Raw genomic sequence first — 21,377 nt, 5'->3', positions numbered from 1 at the left:
CTTCATAGCTGCACCGGCGCTCCGGTTCTCATGGATTCATCCGCCGCCTCGGCCAACGCCAGTGCGGCCACGCCGTCGGCGTAGCCAACCTGTGCGGGCGCGCCATCGAGCATCGCGGCAAAGTGATCCATTTCACGACGATAGGCTTCTGCGTAGCGGTCGAGGAAGAAGTTTTGGAAGCGGTCGGTCGCGATGCCGCTTTCGCTCCAGAGCTGTACGGTGCTTTCGCTGACGTTGTCCGCGCGCACCATGCCGGCGGAGGCGAACGCCTCGACCCGCTGGTCATAACCGAAGCCACTGCGTCGGCTGTTGGAGATGACGCACAGGCGGCCGGAGCCGGTCCTCAGCACGGTCCGCGCGGTGTCGACATCGCCCAGTTCGCCGATGGCCGGGTCTACCAGGCAACTGCCGGTGGCGTAGACCAGCACGGGCTCCTCGCCCAGCAGCCAGCGCGCCATGTCGAAGTCATGGATCGCCATGTCCTTGAATAGGCCTCCGGAAACGGCGATATAAGAAGGCGGCGGTGGGGCAGGGTCGTTGGAGGTGATCTGGAGGGTTTCGATCGCGCCGACCGCGCCGCTGTCCAGACGGGCCTTCAAGGCCTGGAAATTGGGGTCGAAACGTCGGTTGAATGCCAGCAACATGTTGGCGCCCGAAAGGCCTGCATGGGCGGTGCGGGCACGGCCGAGATCCTGATCAATCGGCTTTTCGCAGAAGATCATCTTGCCGGCGGCAGCCGCGCGCAGGCTGTAATCGAGGTGCGTGTCGGTAGAGCTGGCCACGATCACGCCGGTGACGGTCGGGTCGGCCATGGCCGCGTCGAGCGTCGTTACCGCGGTATTCCATTCGCGGGCCAGCGCTTGGGCCGAAGCGTCGACCGCATCGACCACGCCGGCTAGTTCGATGCGCGGATGCAGCGCGGCGTTGCGCGCGTGGATATGGCCAATGCGGCCAGCACCGATAAGCACGACTTTATGCATGAGGATTCTCGTTGGGGAGGTTGAAGACCTGCTGATGGCGCGCGGACCACCCGCACGCCTCAGCCAGGACCAGGGCGGCCACGCCGTCGGCGTAACCGATGAGAGGTTCGGAGCGACCGTGCACCACGTCGGCAAAATGGCCGATCTGGTCGCGGTAGGCGTCGCGATAGCGTTGCGCAAACGCCGGCATGATCGGCGCGCCGACGGTGCCGTTTTCGGTGAGCGTATGCACGGTGTCGCAGGCCACGTTGCCCGCGCAAATCATGCCGAGGGCGCCGAGTGCTTCGATGCGCTGGTCGTAGCCATAGCCGCTGCGGCGCGTGTTCGAGATCACGCACAGACGGCCGCTGGCGGTCTTCAGGACGCAGCGGGCAGTGTCGACGTCTCCCTCGCGGCCGATGTCCGGGTCCACCAGGCAACTGGCCGTGGCGAATACCTGTACCGGTTCCTCGCCCATCAGCCAGCGCGCCATGTCCAGGTCATGGATGGTGAAGTCCTTGAACAGGCCACCGCTGGTGGGCACGAAACCCGGTGGCGGCGCGGCGGGATCGTGGTTCACCAGATGCAGCGACTCCAGCTGGCCTACCGTGCCCGCATCCAGTTGCTGCTTGAGGCGTATGAACTGCGGGTCGAACCGACGGTTGAAGCCGAGCAGGAAACGCGCACCGTCGAAACGCGGTTGCGCAGCGCGTACCTTGTCCAGGTCCAGGTCGATCGGCTTTTCGCAGAACACGGCCTTGCCCGCGCCGACTGCCGCCAGTGCATGTTCCAGGTGCAGATCGGTGGTGCTGCACACCAGCACGCCGCCCACGGCGGGATCCGCCAGCGCTCGTTCAAGCGTCACCAACCTGGCGTCATACTGCGCGGCGAACGCGCTTGCGGCCGGTCGCGGATCGACGATGTACTTGAGGCGGAGCCGGGGGTGGCGGGCGGCGTTTCCGCCGTGGATCTGACCCATGCGGCCAGCTCCGATCAGTGCGATGTCGATCCGGTCCAAGAGTACACTCCCCCCGAAAATCGGGTTGCGCGATAATAGAATGTATGTTCCGTTTGCGAGTGTAATAGAATTTCTGGGAAGATGTATTTTTTTTCAACGTGCGCGTCCAGCCTGGATGCACGTCGCATTTAGGGAGGAAGGAAATCATGGTTGAAGTGGACGTACCCCCGACCAACGCCGACGAGTTGCGCGCTGCCATCCTCGAGCGCTATGAAGGGCTCAGCAAGCGGCTGCAGCAGATCGCCCGCTATGTCCTGGATGAACCCAACGCGGTGGCGCTGGAAACGCTGGCGGTGCTTGCCGAGCGTTGCGGCGTGCAGCCCTCGGCGATCGTGCGGTTTGCCAAGTCCTTCGGTTTCGAGGGCGCCACGCAGATGCAGCGCCTGTTCCGTGACGGTCTGCTCTCGGGCAATGCGTCGCTGGGTTATGGCGAGCGCGTGCGCCAATTCAGCCAGAGCGTGGACAGCAAACTGGTAGGGGACCCGGCGCAAGTGCTGGCGGAATTCGTGCAGGGCAACGTACTGGCGCTGCAGAACCTGGGCGATGCGATCGGCAAGAAAAACCTGGCCGCCGCCGTCAAGCTGATCCGTGAGGCCGAGACGATTTACGTGGCCGGCTTTCGTCGCGCGTTTCCGGTGGCCGCCTACCTTGCCTATTCGTTGCACCAGGTCGACAAGAAAACCGTGTTCATCGACAGCATCGGCGGCATGACCCGGCAGCAGGTGCACGCCATCTCGAAACGCGACCTGCTGATTGCGGTGAGCTATCACCCGTACGCGGAGGAGGCCGTGCAATTGATCGATGCGGCCACCGCCCAGCGTTGCCGTGTGCTGTCGATCAGCGACAGCCTGGTCAGCCCGGTGGCGAAGCCGGCGACGGTGGTGTTGCAGGTGCGCGAGGCGGAGATCCGTGCGTTCCGTTCGCTGTCCGCATCGATGTGTCTGGCGCAGGCGCTGGTGATCTCCTACGCATTCGCCACCAGCACGCAGACGCGCAATGGTTCGACACTCGGTGGGAACACGCGTTCCAAAAAATGAAACGTACGTTGCTTTTAAGAAATAAATGGAATATATTTTACGTGCATTCGGCGCGACGGGCGCCGGGTACCCGTGAGAGAACGTGCATATGCCAGGGGCAGCGCAGCAGCTTGATCTGATCACCATCGGCCGATCGAGCATTGATCTATATGGCGAGCAGACCGGAGGTCGGCTCGAAGACATGATTTCCTTCGCCAAATACGTTGGCGGCAGCCCCACCAACACCGCCATTGGCGTTGCGCGGCTGGGATTGCGCAGCGGGCTGATCACCCGCGTGGGCGCCGACCATTTTGGCCGATTCATCACCGAGCAACTGGCGCGCGAGGGTGTGGCCACCGATGGTGTTGTCATCGACAACGAGCGACTGACCGCGCTGGTGTTTCTGGGGATCAGTGATCCCGATACGTTTCCGCTGATCTTCTATCGCGAGAACTGCGCCGACATGGCGCTGGTCACCGACGACATCGACGAGAGCTACGTGCGTTCGGCCGGCGCAGTGCTGATCAACGGTACGCACCTGTCGCAATTGAACGTGTTCGACGCCTCGGTGCAGGCCTGCCGCATCGCACGTGCTGCCGGGGCGCGGGTGGTTTTCGACATCGACTATCGACCGGTGCTGTGGGGGTTGACCAGCAAGGACATGGGCGAGAACCGCTTCGTGGCCCATGCCGGCGTCACCGCCCGGTTGCAGGAGGTGTTGCCGCTGTGCGATCTGATCGTGGGCACCGAGGAGGAGATGCACATCCTCGGCGGCTCCACCGACACCATCGCCGCAATGCGCGCCATCCGCGAGAAGACGCCTGCGCTGCTGGTTTGCAAGCGTGGCGCTCACGGGTGCTCCGCGTTTCCAGACGCCATCCCCGACCGCCTTGATGATGGCGTGGTGGGGCGCGGTTTCGAGATCGAGGTGTTCAACGTGCTGGGCGCGGGTGACGCGTTCATGGCCGGTTTCCTGCGCGGCTGGTTGCGCGACGAGCCCTTGGAGATGTCCTGCGAATACGGCAATGCCTGCGGTGCCATCGTGGTTTCGCGCCACGGCTGCGCGCCCGCAATGCCGACCTGGGACGAGTTGCAGCAGTTTCTCGATGGCACGCCGCGACCCTTCCGCCTGCGCGACGATGCCGCGCTGGAACACGTGCACTGGGCTTCCACCCGCACCGGCGTCTACGACGACCTCACCGTGCTGGCGATGGATCATCGCAGTCAGTTCGAGGATCTGTGCCGCGAAACCGGCGCCGACCCGGCGCGCATCCCGGCGTTCAAGGCGCTGACGTTGCGCGCGGTGAACCAGTTGGCAAAGCCCGGCGAACATTTTGGCGTGCTGCTCGATGGCCGCTATGGCATGCGCGGGCTGGAGGCGGCCGCCGATTCGCCGTACTGGATCGGCCGGCCCATCGAGTTGCCGGGTTCGCGCCCGCTGGCTTTTGAAAGCTCCGCGGACGTGGCCACCGAAGTGGCTACCTGGCCGCGCAACCACGTGGTGAAGTGCCTGGTGTTCTATCATCCGGACGACCCGATCGACCTGCTGGAGCAGCAGGAGCGTCAGTTGCGCCGTTTGCAGGATGCCTGTCGCAAGACGAGGCATGAGCTGCTGCTGGAGGTCATCGTGTCGCGCCACGGCGCCGTCGATGAGCACACCGCGGCGCGCGCTATCCAGCGTCTCTATGCTCAGGGCATGAAACCGGACTGGTGGAAGCTCGAGCCGGCGGCGGACAGCGCGACGTGGGCGAATGTCGAACACGCCATCCGCAGCAACGATCCCCTGTGCCGCGGCGTGCTGCTGCTGGGCCTGCAGGCAAGCGAGGCGGCGCTGGCGGCATCGTTCCGGGTGGCGGCGGCGAGTCCGATCGTGAAAGGGTTTGCGGTGGGTCGAACGATCTTCGCCGATGCCGCTGCGCGCTGGCTGGCCGGCGACATCGACGATGACGCGGCCGTGGCCGATCTCGCCGCAAGTTTCGGCACGCTGGTGAATGCATGGCGCGCGGCACGTGCCGAGGCGTCCGGCGACACATCCAAGGGCATCACGCGCAAGGCGGTGTGAGATGACAACGCGACGACTGACGGCGGCACAGGCGACCGTGCGCTGGCTGGCTGCACAACACGTGCTGGTGGATGGCCGCGAGGCACCTTACTTCGCCGGTGCCTGGGCCATCTTCGGACACGGCAACGTGGCCGGTATCGGTGAGGCGCTGCATGCCGCGCGTGACAGCTTTCCCACCTGGCGCGCGCACAACGAGCAGGGCATGGCGCACGCCGCCATTGCCTACGCGAAACAGATGCGTCGCCGTCGCGCGATGGTGTGCACCAGCTCGATCGGCCCCGGCGCCACCAACATGGTGACGGCCGCCGCGCTGGCGTACGTGAACCGCTTGCCGGTGTTGCTGTTGCCGGGCGACGTTTTCGCCGGCCGCCAACCTGACCCGGTGCTGCAGCAGGTGGAGCATTTCACTGACGGCAGCGTGTCGGCCAACGACTGCTTCCGTCCGGTGTCGCGCTATTTCGACCGCATCACGCGGCCGGAGCAGATCATGGATGCCCTGCCGAAAGCGCTGGCGACGATGCTCGACCCGGCCACCTGCGGCCCGGCCACCATCGCGTTCTGCCAGGACGTGCAGGCCGAGGCCTTCGATTATCCGGAAACCTTCTTCGCGCCCCGGTTGTGGCGCGAGCGGCGGCAGGGTGTGGACAGCGGCGAGCTGGCGGCGCTGGTCGCCGCGCTGAAGTCGGCCAGGCACCCCCTGCTCATCGCCGGGGGCGGTGTGCTCTACAGCGAGGCGGAAGCGGAGCTGACAGCGCTGACCGAAGCCACCGGCCTGGCCGTCGCTGAAACCCAGGCGGGCAAGGGTGCGTTGCCGTGGAACCACCCCAACGCGCTGGGCTCGATCGGCGTCACCGGATCGAGCGCCGCCAACGCGGCCGCCGCACGTGCCGATCTGGTGGTCGGCATCGGCACCCGGCTGGCGGATTTCACCACCGGCTCGCGCAGCCTGTTTGTCGATGCACGTGTGGCGCAGATCAACGTGCAGGCGTTCGATGCGCACAAGCACGACGCGCTGGCGGTGGTGGGCGACGCACGCACTGTGTTGCAGGCCCTGGCCCGGGAATTGTCGGGTTGGCATGCGGGCGTGGAAGTGGGCAGGCAGCAGGAAATCGAAGAGTGGAACGCCGCCGTCGATGCCGCCACCACCGGCATCGATGCGCAGACGCAGCCCAGCGATGCCCAGGTGATCGGTGCGGTACAGCGCAGCTGTGGCGATGACGCCATCGTGGTGTGCGCCGCCGGTGGCCTGCCCGGTGAGTTGCACAAGTTGTGGCGCTCCGCGCGGCAGGGCAGCTATCACGTCGAGTACGGCTTCTCGTGCATGGGTTACGAGATTGCCGGCGGCATGGGTGTGAAGATGGCCGCGCCCGATCGCGACGTGGTGGTGATGGTCGGCGATGGCAGCTATCTGATGGCGAACTCCGAGCTGGCGACGTCGGTAATGCTGGGCCACAAGCTGATCGTAGTGTTGCTGGACAACCGCGGTTACGGCTGCATCAACCGGTTGCAGCACGCCACCGGTGGCGCCGGTTTCAACAACCTGCTGGCCGACGCCACGCATCAGGTATTGCCGCAGATCGATTTCGCCGCCCACGCGGCCAGCCTGGGCGCACTGTCCGAGCACGTGACCTCGCTGGGCGAACTGACCGCCGCCATGGTCCGCGCCCGCAAGGCTGAGCGCAGCTACGTGGTCGTCATCGATACCGATCCATTGAAAAGCACCGAAGCCGGCGGCTGGTGGTGGGACGTCGCGGTGCCCGAAGTTTCCCAACGGCCTGAAGTCGAAGCGGCGCGCCGCGCCTACGAGCAAGGCACACGAATGAAGAGGGATTTGTCATGAGTATCCGTTTTGGCGTCAGCCCGATTGCCTGGGCCAATGACGACATGCCCGAGCTCGGTGGTGACACGCCGCTGGAAAGCATCCTGGGCGATATTCAACAGCTTGGTTTTGAAGGCGTGGAACTCGGCGGCAAGTTTCCCCGCGATGCAGCCACGCTGGCGCCGCTGCTGGCGCGGTACCAACTGGACCTGATCGGTGGTTGGTACAGCGGATCGTTGTTGACGCAGACGTCGGCCGACGAAATCACCGCGTTGCAACCGCACCTGGCGCTGCTCAAGGCGATGGGCAGCACCGTGTTCGTGTTCGCCGAAACCAGCAACGCTATCCATGGCCGGCGCGCGCAATCCATGGGCGACACGCCGCGGCTGCGACCCGGCGACTGGGCATTGTTCGGCCAGCGCATGACCGACGTGGCGGACTACGTGCAGAGCCAGGGCCTGCGCTTTGCCTATCACCACCACCTGGGCACCGTGGTGGAGACGGCACAGGACCTGGAATCGTTCCTGGCCCTCACCGGCCCCTCGGTGGGGCTGACGCTGGATACGGGCCACGCTGCGCTCGGCGGCATCGACGCGCTGGAGGTGATCGGGCGCCATCCGCGGCGGATAGCGCACGTGCATTGCAAAGACGTGCGCGGCGACGTGTTCACCCGCATGCAACTGGCCGGCGCCAGTTTCCTGGACGGCGTGCTGGCCGGCATGTTCACCGTACCGGGTGATGGCGGCTTGGACTACGCCCGCATCATGGCGGCGCTGGCCGCCATCGACTACAGCGGCTGGATCGTGATCGAGGCTGAGCAGGATCCGGCCATCGCCAATCCGCTCGAATACGCCCGGCTGGGCCTGTCCACGCTGAAGCGCGATGCCGCCACGGCGGGTCTGTCGCAATGAGCGGCTTGCGTATACGTCCCCACGAGGCGGACGCCGACGGCACCGTGGTGGACGTGACACCGGCCAGCGCGGGCTGGAAGCACGTCGGGTTTCGGGTCGTGAAGCTGGTGAACGGCCAGCGCTACAGCGGCCACGAAACGGCGCGCGAGGCCTGCCTGGTGATCGTGTCCGGCAGCGCCGACGTGCACGCAGGCAGCGCGCATTTCGTGCACGTCGGCAACCGCACCACGCCGTTCGAGGACAAGGCGCCGGGCGCGGTCTACGTGCCGGCTGGGGCGTCCTACACGGTGACGGCGTGGGGCCCGGTGGAACTGGCCGTATGCACGGCCCCGGGCTCGGGCGAAGGTCTGCCGCGGCTGATCGCCGAATCGTCGATGAGTCGCGAAGTGCGCGGCAGCGGCACCAATACCCGCTACGTGCGCAACATCCTGCCGCAGACCGAGCCGGCCGACAGCCTGTTGGTGGTGGAGGTGATCACGCCCGGCGGGCACTGGTCCAGCTACCCGCCGCACAAGCACGACACCGCCGTGCCGGGCGCCGAAACCGCGCTGGAAGAAACCTATTACCACCGCTTGAATCCGCCGCAGGGCTTCGCCTTCCAGCGCGTCTACACCGACGACCGCACGCTGGACGAAACCGTGGCGGTGGAAGACGGCGACGTGGTGATGGTGCCGCGCGGCTACCACCCGGTCGGCGCCCCCCACGGCTACGACCTGTACTACCTCAACGTGATGGCGGGCCCGAACCGCCAATGGATTTTCCGCAACGACCCGGCCCACGACTGGATCGCCCAACGCCCGGATTAGCGCGGGATTTCGCGTGCTCAAGCTTCCTTCCCCCGTTCTGCGGGGGAAGGTGCCCGACAGGGCGGATGAGGGCGCTCTTGATCTCCTCTCACCCAGCAAAGCACCCCCCCCATGAGCCCTCCGCGCAGCTTCCCCCGCTGCACGCGGAGGAAGCAAAAAAATCACGGTTCACGGGGAAGCGGGTTCTTGAGCCGGCGATTCGGCACCCACCAGAAAATATTCATCCAGGAGTGAGTCATGCGCAACATCGAACATTTCATCAACGGCCAATCGGTGGCCGGCACAACCGGCCGCTACAGCGACGTCTTCGATCCCAACAGCGGCAAAGTGCAGGCGAAGGTATCCCGGGCCAACGCCGCCGAGCTGGATCGCGCGGTGTGCAATGCCGCCGCCGCACAGCCGGCCTGGGCCGCGGTGAATCCGCAGCGTCGCGCGCGGGTGCTGATGGAATTCGTACGCCTGCTCAACCTGCACAAGAACGAACTGGCCGAGCTGCTGGCCAGCGAACACGGCAAGGTGGTTTCCGACGCGCACGGTGACGTGTTGCGGGGTCTGGAGGTGATCGAGTTCGCCTGCGGCATCCCGCACCTGCAGAAGGGCGAATACACCCAGGGCGCCGGCCCGCGGATAGACGTCTATTCGGCGCACCAGCCGCTGGGGGTGGTGGCTGGCATCACCCCGTTCAACTTCCCGGCGATGATCCCGATGTGGATGTTTGGCCCGGCCATCGCCACCGGCAATGCGTTCATTCTGAAGCCATCCGAACGCGATCCGTCGGTGCCGGTGCGGCTCGCCGAACTTATGATCGAGGCCGGCCTGCCGCCGGGCATCCTCAACGTGGTGCACGGCGACAAGGAGGTGGTCGACGCGATCGTGGCGCACCCGCTGATCAAGGCAGTCAGCTTCGTCGGCTCCTCCGACGTGGCGCAATCGGTGTATGCGGCCGGTGCGGCGCAGGGCAAGCGCGTGCAGTGCATGGGCGGCGCCAAGAATCACGGCATCGTGCTGCCGGACGCGGATCTCGACCAGGTTGTCGCTGATCTGATGGGCGCGGCCTACGGCTCGGCCGGCGAACGCTGCATGGCGCTGCCGGTGGTCGTGCCGGTGGGCGAGGCCACCGCTGAGGCCTTGCGTGCCAAACTGCTGCCGGCGATCGCCGCGCTGCAAGTGGGCGTGTCCAGCGACCCGAACGCGCATTACGGCCCGGTAGTATCGGCAGCGCACAAGGCTCGCATCGAAGGCTATATCCAGCTCGGCGTGGACGAGGGCGCCGAGCTCGTAGTCGATGGCCGCGGCCTGAAAGTGCCTGGTCACGAGGGCGGTTTCTTCCTGGCGCCCACGCTGTTCGACCACGTCACCGCCGAGATGAAAACCTACCAGGACGAAATCTTCGGCCCGGTGCTGCAGATCGTGCGCGCAAACACGTTCGAGGAAGCACTGGCGCTGCCATCCCAGCATCAGTACGGCAACGGCGTCAGCATCTTCACCCGCAGCGGCGACGCGGCCCGCGAATTCGCCGACCGCGTTGAAGTGGGCATGGTCGGCATCAATGTGCCCATCCCGGTGCCCGTGGCGTACCACAGCTTCGGTGGCTGGAAGCGCTCGGGCTTCGCCGACCTCAATCAGTACGGCATGGACGGCATTCGTTTCTACACCCGCACCAAGACCGTGACCCAACGCTGGCCCAAGGGCGGGGAGGCGATCGAGCAGAGTTTCGTCATCCCGACGTTGTGAGGCTGTGCTTTCAGCAAAGAGCTGGATGTTCCTTCCCCCGCTTTGCGGGGGAGGGGGCCCGACAGGGCGGATGGGGGCGCTCTTGATCTTCTCTCACCCCATAAAAGGCGCCCCATTCAGCCTTCCGGGCAGCTTCCCCCGCGGGCGGGGGAAGCAAGTTATCGGTACTAATGGAATAATTCTTCCAATTCATTCAAAAATGAAATAGTCTGATCGCAACAATGCCAGTGTACCCACACGCTGGCTGCTGAAGGGGGAATCCTATGGCGCGTGGATGGCTGGCACTTTTCGCAACCGGCGCCGATCAGCCCGAGATGGCCGACAGGGGCGCGATCGACCGGCTGTACCGCAAGCATCGCTTGCGTGTGATGCTGGCGATCACGCTGGGCTACGGCCTGATCTACACCTGCCGGCTGGCGCTGGGGGTGGTCAAGAAGCCGATCATCGACGCGGGCATTTTCACGCCCACCGAGCTGGGCCTGATCGGCTCGGCGTTGTTCTACACCTACGCCATCGGCAAGCTCACCAACGGTTTCCTGGCCGACCACGCCAACATCAAGCGGTTTCTGGCGTTCGCGTTTCTGGCTACGGCGCTGTGCAATCTGGCGATGGGTTTTGTCACCACGGTGTGGGTGGCGGTGATTCTGTGGGGGCTGAACGGCTGGTTCCAGAGTTTCGGCGCGCCCGGCGGCGTGGTGGCGATGACGGCGTGGTTTTCCAATCGCGAACGCGGCCGCACCTATGGCATCTGGAGCACCGCGCATTCCATCGGTGAAGGGCTGACCTTCCTGGTGGTCGGCGCCACCGTGGCCACCTTCGGCTGGCGCTTCGGCTTCTGGGGGCCGGGCATGATCGGTGTGATCACGGCGATCGGCGCCTACTGGTTGCTGCAGGATCGCCCACCCACACTGGGTTTGCCCGCGGTCAACGATTGGAAGAACGACAACTTCGGCGAAGCATCGAAGCCGAAGATCGCCTCGGTGCTGAAGTTGCAGTTGTCGATCCTGAAAATGCCGGCGATCTGGGTGTTGTGCCTGGCCTCGGCCACCACCTATGTGACGCGCTACGCGATCAATTCGTGGGGTGTGCTGTACCTGCAGGAAATTCATGGTTACTCGCTGACCATGGCCGGCACCTTGTTGATGATCAGCACGCTGGCCGGCATGGTCGGCGCGATCACGTTCGGCTTCATCTCCGACAAATTGTTCGACGCCCGTCGTCCGCCGGTAAACCTGATCTTCGCGCTGCTGGAGCTTGTCGGCTTGTGCCTGTTTTTCTACGGGCCGAACCATTTGTGGTCGCTGATTCTCGCGATGGTGTTGTTCGGCATGGGCTTGACCGGTCTGGTGACCTCGCTGGGCGGGTTGTTCGCAGTGGACATCGCGCCCAAGCGCGTGGCCGGCGCCGCGATGGGCGTGATCGGCATCTGCAGCTACATCGGCGCGGGCATCCAGGAACAGGTCTCCGGCATGCTGATCCAGCACGGCATGAAAATGATCGATGGCGTGCGTCACTACAACTTTGGGCCGGCGATCACGTTCTGGATCGGCTCATCCGTACTTTCCATGCTGCTGGCGCTGAGCCTGTGGCGCACACGTCGAAGGGACTGATTCCGATGCTGCATGTTTCCGATGATTTGAAAGCGATGATCGACGCGGCGCAGACCGCCGGCGATGGCCTGATGCGTCACTTCAGCCAGCTCGCCTCGCTCGGTGTGCGCACCAAGAGCGGCCCCGCCGACCTGGTCTCGATTGCCGACGAAGAGGCCGAACGCGCCACCCGCGCGATTCTGGGCAAGGCGCGGCCCACGTACGGTTTTCTGGGCGAGGAGGGCGGTGCTACCGGCGGCACCGACGACGCGCAGACGTGGATTGTCGACCCGCTCGATGGCACTACCAATTTCCTGTTCGGCACACCGCTGTGGGGCGTCAACGTCGCGTTGGCCCGCGAGGGCGAAGTGGTGGCCGGCGTCACCTGGCTGCCCGTGCTGAACGAGATGTACGTGGCCGAGAAAGGCGAGGGCGCCTGGTTGAACGGGCAACGCATCCACGTGTCCACCCGCCACCGGCTGGTGGACAGTGTACTGGGCTGCGGCATCCCGTTTGCGGGCAAGCCGGACCACCCGGTGTTCGCCCGCGAGATGGCGCTGTTGTCCGGTGAAGTCGCTGGCATCCGCCGCACCGGCGCCTGCTCGGTCGACATGGCGTACGTTGCCGCTGGCCGTTGGGACGCGTATTGGGAGCGCGCGCTCAACGCGTGGGATATGGCGCCGGGAATCATCCTGGTGCGCGAAGCCGGCGGCGTGGCCAGTTCGGTCACCGGCGCGCCGGTGGATATCCATGGCGGCAATGTGTGCGTTTCCAACGGTGTGATTCAGGAGGCTTTGATCCAGCAGTTGAACCGTGCACTCACCATGGAGTCAGCGCATTGAATCCGAACCGGCGCGCCTTTCTTGCCGGCTCTGTGCTTGCCGGCCTGTTTGCCCTGGTGCCGCGCGCGATCGGCCGCGCGATGGGTTATCCGCGTGCGCTGAACGGTCCGATGGTCGGCGCCTCCGGGCCGGACCATTTCAACGTATGGGTGCGCGCCAGCGGTGCGTTCGACGTCAAGCTGGAATATTCCACCGACCGCAATTTCAGCACCGTCATCGACGGCCCCACGATCCGCGCCAGCGCCGAGGACGATTGCTGCGTGGTGCTGCGCGCGCAAGGGCTGAAACCCGATACGCCCTACTGGTATCGGCTAAAATACGACGGCCAGCAGGACCGCTACCAGTGGTTCAACAGCAAGACGCGCACCGCGCCGGCCGGACCGGCGGATTTTCGCGTGGCCTTCGGCTCGTGCTGCCGCATCCAGTACGACGCCGATCAGCCGATCTGGAATGCCGTGCGTGGGCTGGAGCCGGATCTGTTCTTCTGGTTGGGCGACAATATCTACGGTGACAGCGACGATCCGGCGGTGCTGACCGATCTGTACAGCCGTGGCCGCGTGGTCGAACGGCTGACGCCGCTATTGCGCAGCACGCCGCAACTGGCGATCTGGGACGACCACGATTTCGGCTACAACGATGCCGATGGCAGGCATCCGCGCAAGCAGGAGGCGCTGAAGGTATTCAAGAATTTCTGGGCCAACCCGTCCTATGGCGAGCCCGATTCGCCCGGCGTGTATTTCAGGCATTCCCATGGCGGCGTGGATTTTTTCTTCCTCGACGGTCGCTACAACCGCGACCCGATCACCCAGCCGGACAATGCCGCCAAAAGCATGCTCGGGGCGCGTCAGAAACGCTGGCTGAAGGGCGCGCTTAGTGCCAGCACCGCGCCGTTCAAGGTGCTGGTATCCGGTGGCGGCTGGTCGTCGGCGGAGAACGAGAAGGGTGGCGATTCCTGGGCCACCTACATGACCGAGCGCAACGAGATCTTCGACCACATCCGCGACCACGACATCGGCGGCGTGTTCTGCATCTCCGGCGACTCGCACATGGGCGAGCTCAACTGCATCCCGCGCTCTGCCGCGGGTGGCTACGACATCTACGACATGTGCTCATCGCCGCTGGCGCAGATGCCGGCAAACAAGAACACGCGACAGATGCCGGAGGTGCGCGTGCGCGACACCTGGACGCGCAGCGTCAACGTGGGCTTGATGCATTTCCGCATGACTGGCGGCAAGCCCAGCATGACGTACACCCTGCACGACGTGCTGGGCGAGCCGGTGTGGGAGCCGCTGGTGCTGACCCCGGACGACCTGCGCAACGACGTGCGCAGTTGGGACAGTAAATCCGACCCGGAGGAACTGAAGCGGCTGGAGCGCTTCAAGCGCGGCGGTGGCTACTACGGCACCGACATGCCGGAAGGCTGGCCTGATCGGCCCTTTACGGGCAAGGCATCAGGCTGAGGCGAAGAGTTACGCCCGCTCTGCCGCCGCACTGGACGTGTACCGCGGCGAGGTGATCGGACAGGAAGGTTCGCGGGGAAACCTCAGCTTCTGTCCCCTTTCGCCCTGTAGGTTGCCGTTGCTGCTGCCCTTGATCCTCCACTCACTTGTGAGGCGGTGAGTCGTGGTCGACAGGCCCGCAGGGGAGTCGACATGGCGAGGGCATGGATGCCTAGTTGAGGCAACGCAGGAGCGGTCGCCCGATGTCGGCTCCTTTTCGTCAGGACAGGAGTCCTGTCGAAAAGCCCGGCCGAGGAATGGCAGAAACATGATTGTGAGCAGCACTGGCAGGGTGAAATCCCTGGCCGTGTGGGATGTGGCGAAATCGCTAAAGTCAATGACGATGTAATAGATGGAATTGCCAAGTATCAGAAGCGAAGCCAGAATTAACAACCCGGTTGCCATGTTGTGGACGTATTTCAGCTTTCCGGCGCGTTCGGCGATGGCGCTAGTTATGCCCAGCACGATTAGGCTAAAAACGATCGCCATTTCGGCAATCAGGCCAAAGGTATAGCTAGATGAAACGAAGGAAAGGAAAGCAGTGATGCTGATTGCCTCAAGGACGGTTGCGCGGAAATACGACGTTCCGGATTCGACCTTCTCGTACTTGAACGCCGCGACCAGCGCAAAGCTGCCTGTCCAAAGCAGCGTGTTCTTCAGGTTTGACCATTGCCACCAATCAGGCGCTGACAGCAGCCATACGCAAGCCGCCACATAGCAAACGACCGCCCCTAACCTCCCACACTCCGCCGAAACGTCAAACTCACAAACCCCGGCGACCGCCGCCGACGCCGCTCGATCTCTTCCAGCGGCTCGGTCGAACGCGGCCCGTCGTACTTCTCCCGCGTCTCGTCAAACCCGCGCCCGAATAGGTCAGTCGCCTCAGCCCGCACGCGCCAATGCGCACCCACTTCCTGCTCGACGAACAACGTCCAGCCCATACCTTCCGATTCCCGTTTGATCTCGTCGTAGCGGTATTCGGTTTTGCGTTCGGCGATGTGTTCGATCTGGATGCCCCAGTGGGTGCGCGAGGTGGGGAGGTCCTGGGTGAGTTCGATGCTGCCTTCGACGGGCTTTTCTTCGGAGATGGAGCGGCCGAGGCCGGTGGTGGGGTCGGTGACGCGACTGCGGCGCCATTGCATGGAGGAGGTGAGGCCGCCGCCGTGGAAGCCGATCCCGTCGAGCGGCAACGAGACGTCCAGCGCCAGGGTGTCGCGGCGGCCGTCGCCGATGTTGCCGGGGGCGTCGAAGATGTCGTCGTCGGTGATCACCAGTACGCGGTCGACCACGTCGCTGATGCGCTCGTGGGTCCAGCTCGCGGTGAAGGCGGCGTCGTGCCAGAGCTGGTGTTCCCAGGTGAGGACGCTGCGCAACGTTTGGTCGGGTTTCAGCTCGGCGTTGCCGGCGCTGACGCGGCCGGTTTCCAGCGAGGCGGAGGCGACGAAGTCCTCGAAGTCGAGCTGGCCGACTTCGCGCGAGAGTGCCAGCCGCAGTTGGTCGTTGGGGTCGACGTCCCATTGCACGGACAGGCGCGGTTTGGGGTAGCTGAAGTGGCGCTGGCGCGGCGAGTCGCCGGTTTGCGCGATGGTGGATTGCTCCAGCCGCAGGTCGGCGTCGAGCATCCAGCCGGGCGCGGGTTTCCAGGTGGCGCCGGCGGCGGCTTCGCTGCGGCGCTCCTCGATGTGCACGTCGGAGCCGGGCAGGGCGACGTCGACGCCGTCCTGCTGCAAGTGGGTGGTGCTGCGCAGGGTGTTGCGCGCGCCTTCGAACGAGCCGTTGAAGGTGAGCGCATCGGACCAGGCGTGGGTGAGGTTGATGCGGCCGATGCTTTCGGCGGTGCGGGTGTTCTCGTCGAAGGTTTCGTCGTCGCCGTCTTCGTGCGAGCGCTCGCGATCGTCCAGCCAGGCCTGGTGGCGGGTGGCCATCAATTCCAGCCGGGTGCGCTCGCCAAACTGGCGCACGTAGCGGGCACCGGCTTCGGCTTCGTTGGTGTCCTCGTTCTCGTGCACGCGCTCGCTGCCCTCGGCGGGCGCCAGCGCGTCGATGCGGGTGTCGGTGCGCGCGCGTTCGCCGCGGGCGGCGCCGGTGAGGGTGAGTTGGCCGCCGGCCAGCGGCTGGCGCCAGTTGGCGCTGGCTTCGGCCTTGTTCTTGATGGTGCGGGTGTCCAGCCGCTCGCGCTGCTGCCGCGTGCCGTCCGGCGAGAAGGTGTCGATGTGGCCGCGGCCGCTGTCGTCGTCCAGTTCGGGATCGAGCTTCAAGGCCAGATCCAGCGTGTGGCCGTCCCAGCGGCGGCCGTATTCCCACTGGCCCTTCGGCGCCATCCAGCCGTCGGTGGCGGCCACCATGCCGGCTTCGATGGCGGACTGGCTGGTGGCGTCGTGCCGACGCACGACGTTGGCCAGCAGCGCGTAGCCGGACATGTCTATGCCGGGCACGCCGCCGCGGATCAGTTCGATGCGCGCCACTGCGCTGGCCGGGATGCGCTTGAGCAGCGTCTTGGCGTCCTCGTGTTTGCTGGTGGGGCGCGCGCCGTCTATCAGCACGTTGCCGCGGGCGCCGGCATAGCCGCGCACGTCTTCGTCGGCATCCACGGTGACGAAGCCGGGCAGGCGCGAGAGCATGTCCCACGCGTTGGCCGGGGCGTTGTCGGCGAAATCGGCGGGCAGGTAAAGGCTGACGTCGCCGCCGCGTGCGGCCGGCGGTTGTTGCGCCTGTGCCGTGCGGGGAGTGATCGACAGCTCGGCAATAGTTGCCAGGACGAGCCAGCTTGCACGCGAAGCGATGGACATGGAGACTGGATTCCGCAGGAGTTCCCCGCAGTCTGTGCCGGCGTTGCTGACATCCACGCCACGCCCGATGTCAGCTTGTTGTCAGCGCGGTTGCCGCAGGATCGACCCCATGAATATCCCTCTGATCCGCCGCATCGCCATTCCCTTTTCGCTCGCCGCGTTGTTGCTGGGCGCGTCCGCGCTGGGCCTGTCCCAGCGCGCGCTGGCCGGCAGCCACGACCACGATGACCACATCGAGGCACGCGCGCTGCTGCAGCGGGGTGAGATATTGCCGCTCAGCCGCATCCTCGCCATCGTGCAGCAGCGCGTGCCCGGCGACGTGGTGGAGGTGGAGCTGGAACACGGCAAGCACCACGGTTGGGAGTACGAGGTAAAGGTGCTCACCGCGCAGGGTCGCGTGCGCGAGGTGAAACTCAACGCGCGCAGCGGCGAGGTGCGCAAGGTCGAGGACGACTGATGCGCTGTCTCGTCGTCGAGGACGATCCGGACATCCAGGCCGATCTGGCGCGCGCGCTGGAGGCCGCCGGCTTCGTCGTCGACCGCGCCGGCGACGGCGACGATGCCTGGTATCGCGGCGACGTGGAGGATTACGACGCGGCCGTGCTGGATCTGGGCCTGCCGCGACTGGATGGCCTCTCGGTGTTGCGCCGCTGGCGCGCGGCCGGGCGCGCGTTTCCGGTGATCATTGTGTCCGCGCGCGGCGACTGGACCGAGAAGGTGGAAGGCATCGAAGCGGGCGCCGATGATTACATGGCCAAGCCGTTCGAGATGGGCGAACTGGTGGCGCGGGTGCGCGCGCTGGTGCGCCGCGGCGCGGGGCGCGTGTCCAGCGTGGTGGCGATCGGTGGCCTGCGGCTGGACACCATGCGCATGAGCGCGGTGTTCAACGGCGCGCCGGCGCGGCTGTCGCCGCTGGAATTTCGGCTGCTGGATTACCTGTCGCACCAGAGTGGCCGCGCGGTTTCCGCCGGCGAGTTGGCCGAGCATCTCTACGGCGCGGCGGAGGATGGCGACACCAACGCCATCGAGGCGATCGTGGCGCGGTTGCGGCGCAAGTTCGGCGCCGGCATCATCGTCACCCGCCGCGGCTTCGGCTATTTGCTGGAGCCCAGCGCATGATCGCCCGCTCGCTGCATTGGCGCCTGCTCGGCGGTGCCATGGCGGCGATCCTGCTGGCGCTGGTGCTGGCGTGGCTGTTCATGACCGTGCTGTTCGAACATCACCTGGAGCGCCGGCTGCAGGCGGAGATGACGCGCGATGGCCTGCGCCTGGTGGCCGGGCTGGTGATGGCGCCCGGCGAGGCGCCGCGGATCGAGCGCCCGCCGGTGGATTCGCGGCTGGAAACGCCGGCCGGCGGTTATTACTGGCAGGTGACCACCGCCGCTGGCACGCTGCGCTCGCGCTCGCTGTGGGATGGCGACCTGCCGCCACCCACCGACGCGCCGCTGGATGGTTGGCGCCTGCGTCACGCAAACGGGCCTTACGGCAAACCGGTATCGCTGCTGGAACGGCGCGTGGCGCTGGCGGACCACGATGCGCCAGCGCTGTTGCAACTGGCGCAGGACAGCGCCCCGCTCGCGTCGGCGCGCGCGGAATTCGGCCGCGAACTGGCAGCGTTTCTGGCGGTGCTGTGGGTGGTGCTGTCCGGCGCGGCGTGGTTGCAGGTGCGGTTGGGTCTGCGCCCGTTGGGCCGCGTGCGCAGCGAGTTGGCCGCGTTGCGCGACAGCGCCAGCGCGCGCCTGCCCGAAGCGCGCCTGCGCGAGGTGCAACCGCTGATCGATTCCATCAACGCGCTGGCCGATACGCGCGAGCGCGACCTGGCGGTGGCGCGCCAGCGCGCGGCGGATCTGGCGCACAGTTTGAAAACACCGCTGGCCGCCATGGCCGCGCAAAGTCGTCGCGCTCGTGACGCCGGTGCCGACAAGGCCGCCGATGGGCTGGATCGCGCCATCGCCGCCATCCAGCGCACCGTCGAGGCGGAACTGGCACGGGCACGCATCGCCGCGATCCGTCGCCAACCCGGTGGCAATGCGGCCGTGCGCGCCACGGTGGAGCGGCTGGTGACGGTGCTGGAGCAGACCGATCGCGGCGGCGAACTGGCGTTCACTCTGGACATCCCCGCCAACCTGCAGCTGGCGGTGCTGCCCGATGACCTGTCGGAAATTCTGGGCGCAGTGCTGGAAAACGCCGTGCGCTATGCGCGTCGGCAAGTGCGGATACAAGCGGAGGCCGGGCCGGGGTGGACGCGCGTGGCGATCGAGGACGATGGTCCCGGCATCGACACCGATCAGGCCAAGGCGGCGCTGGCACGCGGTGGCCGGCTGGACGAGGCGCAGGGCGGCAGTGGCCTGGGGTTGGCGATCGCGCGCGAATTGGCCGAGGCCACCGGCGGCGCCATCGGCATGTCCCGCTCCGCACTGGGCGGCTTGCAGGTCTGCTTCACCTGGGACGCCAGCAGAAAGCCGGGCTGAGCGGTTGTGATTTTCCAATCTCTCAGCCCGGCCATAGAGGGCATGGCGAGGGCAAGGATGCCCAAGTTGGGGCAACGCAGGGAGCGGTTGCCCGATGGCCGGGCACGTACCGGACGCGAGATGGAAGAAGACCACTGGAAGTGGTCTTCTTCACAAGTTCTGACACGTACGCATTCAAGTGCAGCGATGAACTGAGGCTAGTGCGGCAAACCAGCCTTCCGGCACTCGTCGCCTTGCGCGCACCGGTTGTCGGGTACGCCACATGACCCGAGGTTTGCCACCTCCCTCCTATTACCGCGACACCGCCGTGCTCCATGCCCATGCCCATGCCCATGCCCATGCCCATGCGCTGTACGCCACGTTGCAGGGTCGGCACGAAGCGAAGGTGGTCGTCGTGGGCGGCGGTTACGCGGGCTGAACACGGCACGGGTCTGGCCGAGCGCGGTGCCCGCGACCCAGCCGGTTCGCCCGTCGCAATTGCGCGCGGGTTAGCGAACAGGACCTGCCGGGAAGTGCATGAATCCACCGGGGCCGAGATGCCGCCCCGGTGCAACGCTCACTTCGCCGCTGGCGTACGCAGCGGCTCGATCAGCTTGGCGCGCACGATCCGCTCGAAGTCCGCGATGGGGCAGCGCTGGTCGCACCCCGGGATCGACAGATATTCGTAGGACGGCGAGTTGCCTTCATCCAGCTTCTGCAGCTCACGCACCTGGTCCATCGTCTGCGAGCGGTAGAACGCACGCACGAACTGCTCGCCGGCGGCATCGGCCAGGACCTCGAAACCGATCGCGCCGGCAGGCGGCGGATCGTCGCGCGGATAGCCGGGCACCTGCCAATGCAGGTCGAGCATGCCGCCGAGGTCGGCGATGTTGGTGTCGTGGCCTACCAGCAACGTGAGCTTGGGGCCGTGCTCCACGGCGGCGAGCATACGCGCGGCCAACGGTGAGGCAGCACGATCGGCAACGTATGGCACGCGGCCTTCATAGCGATACTTGATCGGATGGAACTCGAGCAGGGTCGCGATCTGTTTGCGATCGAGGCGCCCCCAGGCGACATCCTTCATGGGCATGCCTTCGAGGTATTCCAGCAGGAAGGTCTGGCTGGCGGTGGAGGCGATGCCGAACGGGTCGCCCACATCCGGGCGATCGTTCTCGTTGCGCACCAGGCCAGCCGGCATGGTCGAGATATCGCACGCGGCGTCGGGCGTGCAGCCCAGTGCGTGGTTGAGCAATTCGAAGAGTGGCGCGTTGGCCTTCACTTCCGCGGCCATGCCGCCGGGCGGCATCACTGCCTCCACCGCGCGCATGGCTTCGTCGGCGTCGATCGCCATCGCGCCGGTCTCCAGAGGATGGAACACCACGTCGTCGTGCTTGTCGGCGGGGAACGAGACGTCGATGTGGCAGCCCGGCGCAAGCCCCTCCAGCAGGGCACGCGCCGTCGCCTGGGTGCGCGATTTGGAGCTCGCCGCCACATCCACGTCGGCCACTGCCGGGCAACCTGCGGCGGGCAGCAGGCCGCGCGCCGCCCAGTTGGCACGGTCCCACTCGCCGAGCAGACGCACCGCGTCGTAACCGTGCGTGGTCAACTCTCCGAAATCCGTGGTCCATTTGGGCCACGGTTGATCGTTGGTCCTTGGCGGGGTGACCTGCGGCTTGGTGGGCGGGCGCACGCCATGGCGCATCAACATGACCACGCGTTCCAGCCGCAACCCGCTGGGGGCAACGGTGGGCGCGGAACTGGCGTGCGTGGAAGCGGCGGGGGCCGGCGCGGGGGGCGCTTCATGCGGACGCGTGCAGGCGCCCGCTACCAGCACGAAGGCGCCTGCCAGCAGGGCAGGCAGCATCGGACGTGTCTTGAGCATG

Annotated in this window: 18 protein-coding genes; 13 read left to right on the top strand and 5 right to left on the bottom strand. The window is 66.0% G+C overall.

Annotation, left to right across the window (positions count from 1 at the left end; all coding sequences use genetic code 11):
- Positions 1-2: 2 nt before the first annotated feature.
- Both iolG (ASD68_RS09675) and iolG (ASD68_RS09670) read right to left on the bottom strand, forming a co-directional pair.
- On the bottom strand, positions 3-980 hold the full coding sequence (gene iolG / locus ASD68_RS09675) for an inositol 2-dehydrogenase (RefSeq protein ID WP_056606139.1): 978 nt from the start codon (positions 978-980) through the stop codon (positions 3-5).
- Positions 973-1,977, bottom strand: a complete 1,005-nt coding sequence (iolG, locus tag ASD68_RS09670) for an inositol 2-dehydrogenase (protein ID WP_255357726.1) — start codon at positions 1,975-1,977, stop codon at positions 973-975. Before iolG (ASD68_RS09670) ends, iolG (ASD68_RS09675) begins: the two co-directional genes overlap by 8 nt.
- Before the next feature lie 146 nt (positions 1,978-2,123).
- Between iolG (ASD68_RS09670) and ASD68_RS09665 the strand changes: the two genes are divergently transcribed.
- From ASD68_RS09665 to ASD68_RS09625, 9 genes are all read left to right on the top strand, one after another.
- Positions 2,124-3,014: a MurR/RpiR family transcriptional regulator gene (locus tag ASD68_RS09665; protein ID WP_056606135.1), complete on the top strand. Its 891-nt coding sequence runs from the start codon at positions 2,124-2,126 to the stop codon at positions 3,012-3,014.
- A gap of 88 nt (positions 3,015-3,102) precedes the next feature.
- The gene (gene iolC / locus ASD68_RS09660) at positions 3,103-5,055 is read left to right on the top strand and encodes a 5-dehydro-2-deoxygluconokinase (RefSeq protein ID WP_056607455.1); all 1,953 of its coding nucleotides are present in this window, start codon (positions 3,103-3,105) and stop codon (positions 5,053-5,055) included.
- A gap of 1 nt (position 5,056) precedes the next feature.
- Positions 5,057-6,895, top strand: coding sequence for a 3D-(3,5/4)-trihydroxycyclohexane-1,2-dione acylhydrolase (decyclizing) (iolD, locus tag ASD68_RS09655; protein ID WP_056606132.1), 1,839 nt, complete (start codon positions 5,057-5,059; stop codon positions 6,893-6,895).
- Positions 6,892-7,785 carry a myo-inosose-2 dehydratase gene (gene iolE / locus ASD68_RS09650; RefSeq protein ID WP_056082280.1) on the top strand — a complete coding sequence of 298 codons (894 nt, stop codon included), beginning with the start codon at positions 6,892-6,894 and terminating at the stop codon, positions 7,783-7,785. The genes iolD and iolE overlap by 4 nt, the downstream gene beginning before the upstream one ends.
- The gene (iolB, locus tag ASD68_RS09645) at positions 7,782-8,591 is read left to right on the top strand and encodes a 5-deoxy-glucuronate isomerase (protein ID WP_056606129.1); all 810 of its coding nucleotides are present in this window, start codon (positions 7,782-7,784) and stop codon (positions 8,589-8,591) included. The genes iolE and iolB overlap by 4 nt, the downstream gene beginning before the upstream one ends.
- Before the next feature lie 237 nt (positions 8,592-8,828).
- A complete protein-coding gene (locus ASD68_RS09640; protein WP_056082274.1) occupies positions 8,829-10,325 on the top strand; it encodes a CoA-acylating methylmalonate-semialdehyde dehydrogenase in 1,497 nt (498 codons plus the stop codon).
- A gap of 263 nt (positions 10,326-10,588) precedes the next feature.
- A complete protein-coding gene (locus ASD68_RS09635) occupies positions 10,589-11,935 on the top strand; it encodes an MFS transporter (protein ID WP_056082271.1) in 1,347 nt (448 codons plus the stop codon).
- 5 nt (positions 11,936-11,940) lie between these two features.
- Positions 11,941-12,756, top strand: coding sequence for an inositol monophosphatase family protein (locus ASD68_RS09630; protein ID WP_056607454.1), 816 nt, complete (start codon positions 11,941-11,943; stop codon positions 12,754-12,756).
- Positions 12,753-14,216 (top strand): alkaline phosphatase D family protein, encoded by a 1,464-nt coding sequence (locus ASD68_RS09625; protein ID WP_156458375.1) that lies wholly within the window; start codon positions 12,753-12,755, stop codon positions 14,214-14,216. The genes ASD68_RS09630 and ASD68_RS09625 overlap by 4 nt, the downstream gene beginning before the upstream one ends.
- Before the next feature lie 9 nt (positions 14,217-14,225).
- Here ASD68_RS09625 and ASD68_RS09620 read toward each other — a convergent pair whose 3' ends face one another.
- Together ASD68_RS09620 and ASD68_RS09615 are read right to left on the bottom strand one after the other, a co-directional pair.
- A complete protein-coding gene (locus tag ASD68_RS09620) occupies positions 14,226-14,969 on the bottom strand; it encodes a hypothetical protein (RefSeq protein WP_056606123.1) in 744 nt (247 codons plus the stop codon).
- Between the two features lie 17 nt (positions 14,970-14,986).
- Positions 14,987-17,044, bottom strand: coding sequence for a TonB-dependent receptor (locus tag ASD68_RS09615; RefSeq protein WP_056606120.1), 2,058 nt, complete (start codon positions 17,042-17,044; stop codon positions 14,987-14,989).
- A 109-nt stretch (positions 17,045-17,153) separates the two neighbouring features.
- On the opposite strand from ASD68_RS09615, the gene ASD68_RS09610 reads away from it, so the two are divergent.
- The 4 genes from ASD68_RS09610 to ASD68_RS16835 all read left to right on the top strand — a co-directional run bounded on the left by ASD68_RS09610 (position 17,154) and on the right by ASD68_RS16835 (position 19,933).
- Positions 17,154-17,501, top strand: a complete 348-nt coding sequence (locus ASD68_RS09610) for a PepSY domain-containing protein (protein WP_056082257.1) — start codon at positions 17,154-17,156, stop codon at positions 17,499-17,501.
- Positions 17,501-18,163 (top strand): response regulator transcription factor, encoded by a 663-nt coding sequence (locus ASD68_RS09605; protein WP_056082255.1) that lies wholly within the window; start codon positions 17,501-17,503, stop codon positions 18,161-18,163. Before ASD68_RS09610 ends, ASD68_RS09605 begins: the two co-directional genes overlap by 1 nt.
- Complete coding sequence (locus ASD68_RS09600; protein WP_056082252.1) at positions 18,160-19,515, top strand: HAMP domain-containing sensor histidine kinase; 1,356 nt, start codon at positions 18,160-18,162, stop codon at positions 19,513-19,515. Before ASD68_RS09605 ends, ASD68_RS09600 begins: the two co-directional genes overlap by 4 nt.
- 262 nt (positions 19,516-19,777) lie before the next feature.
- The gene (locus ASD68_RS16835) at positions 19,778-19,933 is read left to right on the top strand and encodes a hypothetical protein (RefSeq protein WP_156458374.1); all 156 of its coding nucleotides are present in this window, start codon (positions 19,778-19,780) and stop codon (positions 19,931-19,933) included.
- A gap of 138 nt (positions 19,934-20,071) precedes the next feature.
- Here ASD68_RS16835 and ASD68_RS09595 read toward each other — a convergent pair whose 3' ends face one another.
- A complete protein-coding gene (locus ASD68_RS09595) occupies positions 20,072-21,376 on the bottom strand; it encodes a histidine-type phosphatase (RefSeq protein WP_200945365.1) in 1,305 nt (434 codons plus the stop codon).
- Position 21,377: the final 1 nt, after the last annotated feature.

This window comes from Rhodanobacter sp. Root627 (genome assembly GCF_001427835.1).
Taxonomy (GTDB): Bacteria; Pseudomonadota; Gammaproteobacteria; order Xanthomonadales; family Rhodanobacteraceae; genus Rhodanobacter; species Rhodanobacter ginsenosidimutans.
Note: the sequence above shows the minus strand (reverse complement) of the source record. Positions and strands in the feature narration are given on the sequence as shown.

Coding starts and splice junctions, on each gene's coding strand:
- iolG (WP_056606139.1), bottom strand. CDS start 980: ATGCATAAAGTCGTGCTTATCGGTGCTGGCCGCATTGGCCATATCCAC.
- ASD68_RS09665 (WP_056606135.1), top strand. CDS start 2,124: ATGGTTGAAGTGGACGTACCCCCGACCAACGCCGACGAGTTGCGCGCT.
- iolC (WP_056607455.1), top strand. CDS start 3,103: ATGCCAGGGGCAGCGCAGCAGCTTGATCTGATCACCATCGGCCGATCG.
- iolD (WP_056606132.1), top strand. CDS start 5,057: ATGACAACGCGACGACTGACGGCGGCACAGGCGACCGTGCGCTGGCTG.
- iolE (WP_056082280.1), top strand. CDS start 6,892: ATGAGTATCCGTTTTGGCGTCAGCCCGATTGCCTGGGCCAATGACGAC.
- iolB (WP_056606129.1), top strand. CDS start 7,782: ATGAGCGGCTTGCGTATACGTCCCCACGAGGCGGACGCCGACGGCACC.
- ASD68_RS09640 (WP_056082274.1), top strand. CDS start 8,829: ATGCGCAACATCGAACATTTCATCAACGGCCAATCGGTGGCCGGCACA.
- ASD68_RS09635 (WP_056082271.1), top strand. CDS start 10,589: ATGGCGCGTGGATGGCTGGCACTTTTCGCAACCGGCGCCGATCAGCCC.
- ASD68_RS09630 (WP_056607454.1), top strand. CDS start 11,941: ATGCTGCATGTTTCCGATGATTTGAAAGCGATGATCGACGCGGCGCAG.
- ASD68_RS09615 (WP_056606120.1), bottom strand. CDS start 17,044: ATGTCCATCGCTTCGCGTGCAAGCTGGCTCGTCCTGGCAACTATTGCC.
- ASD68_RS09610 (WP_056082257.1), top strand. CDS start 17,154: ATGAATATCCCTCTGATCCGCCGCATCGCCATTCCCTTTTCGCTCGCC.
- ASD68_RS09605 (WP_056082255.1), top strand. CDS start 17,501: ATGCGCTGTCTCGTCGTCGAGGACGATCCGGACATCCAGGCCGATCTG.
- ASD68_RS09600 (WP_056082252.1), top strand. CDS start 18,160: ATGATCGCCCGCTCGCTGCATTGGCGCCTGCTCGGCGGTGCCATGGCG.
- ASD68_RS16835 (WP_156458374.1), top strand. CDS start 19,778: ATGACCCGAGGTTTGCCACCTCCCTCCTATTACCGCGACACCGCCGTG.
- ASD68_RS09595 (WP_200945365.1), bottom strand. CDS start 21,376: ATGCTCAAGACACGTCCGATGCTGCCTGCCCTGCTGGCAGGCGCCTTC.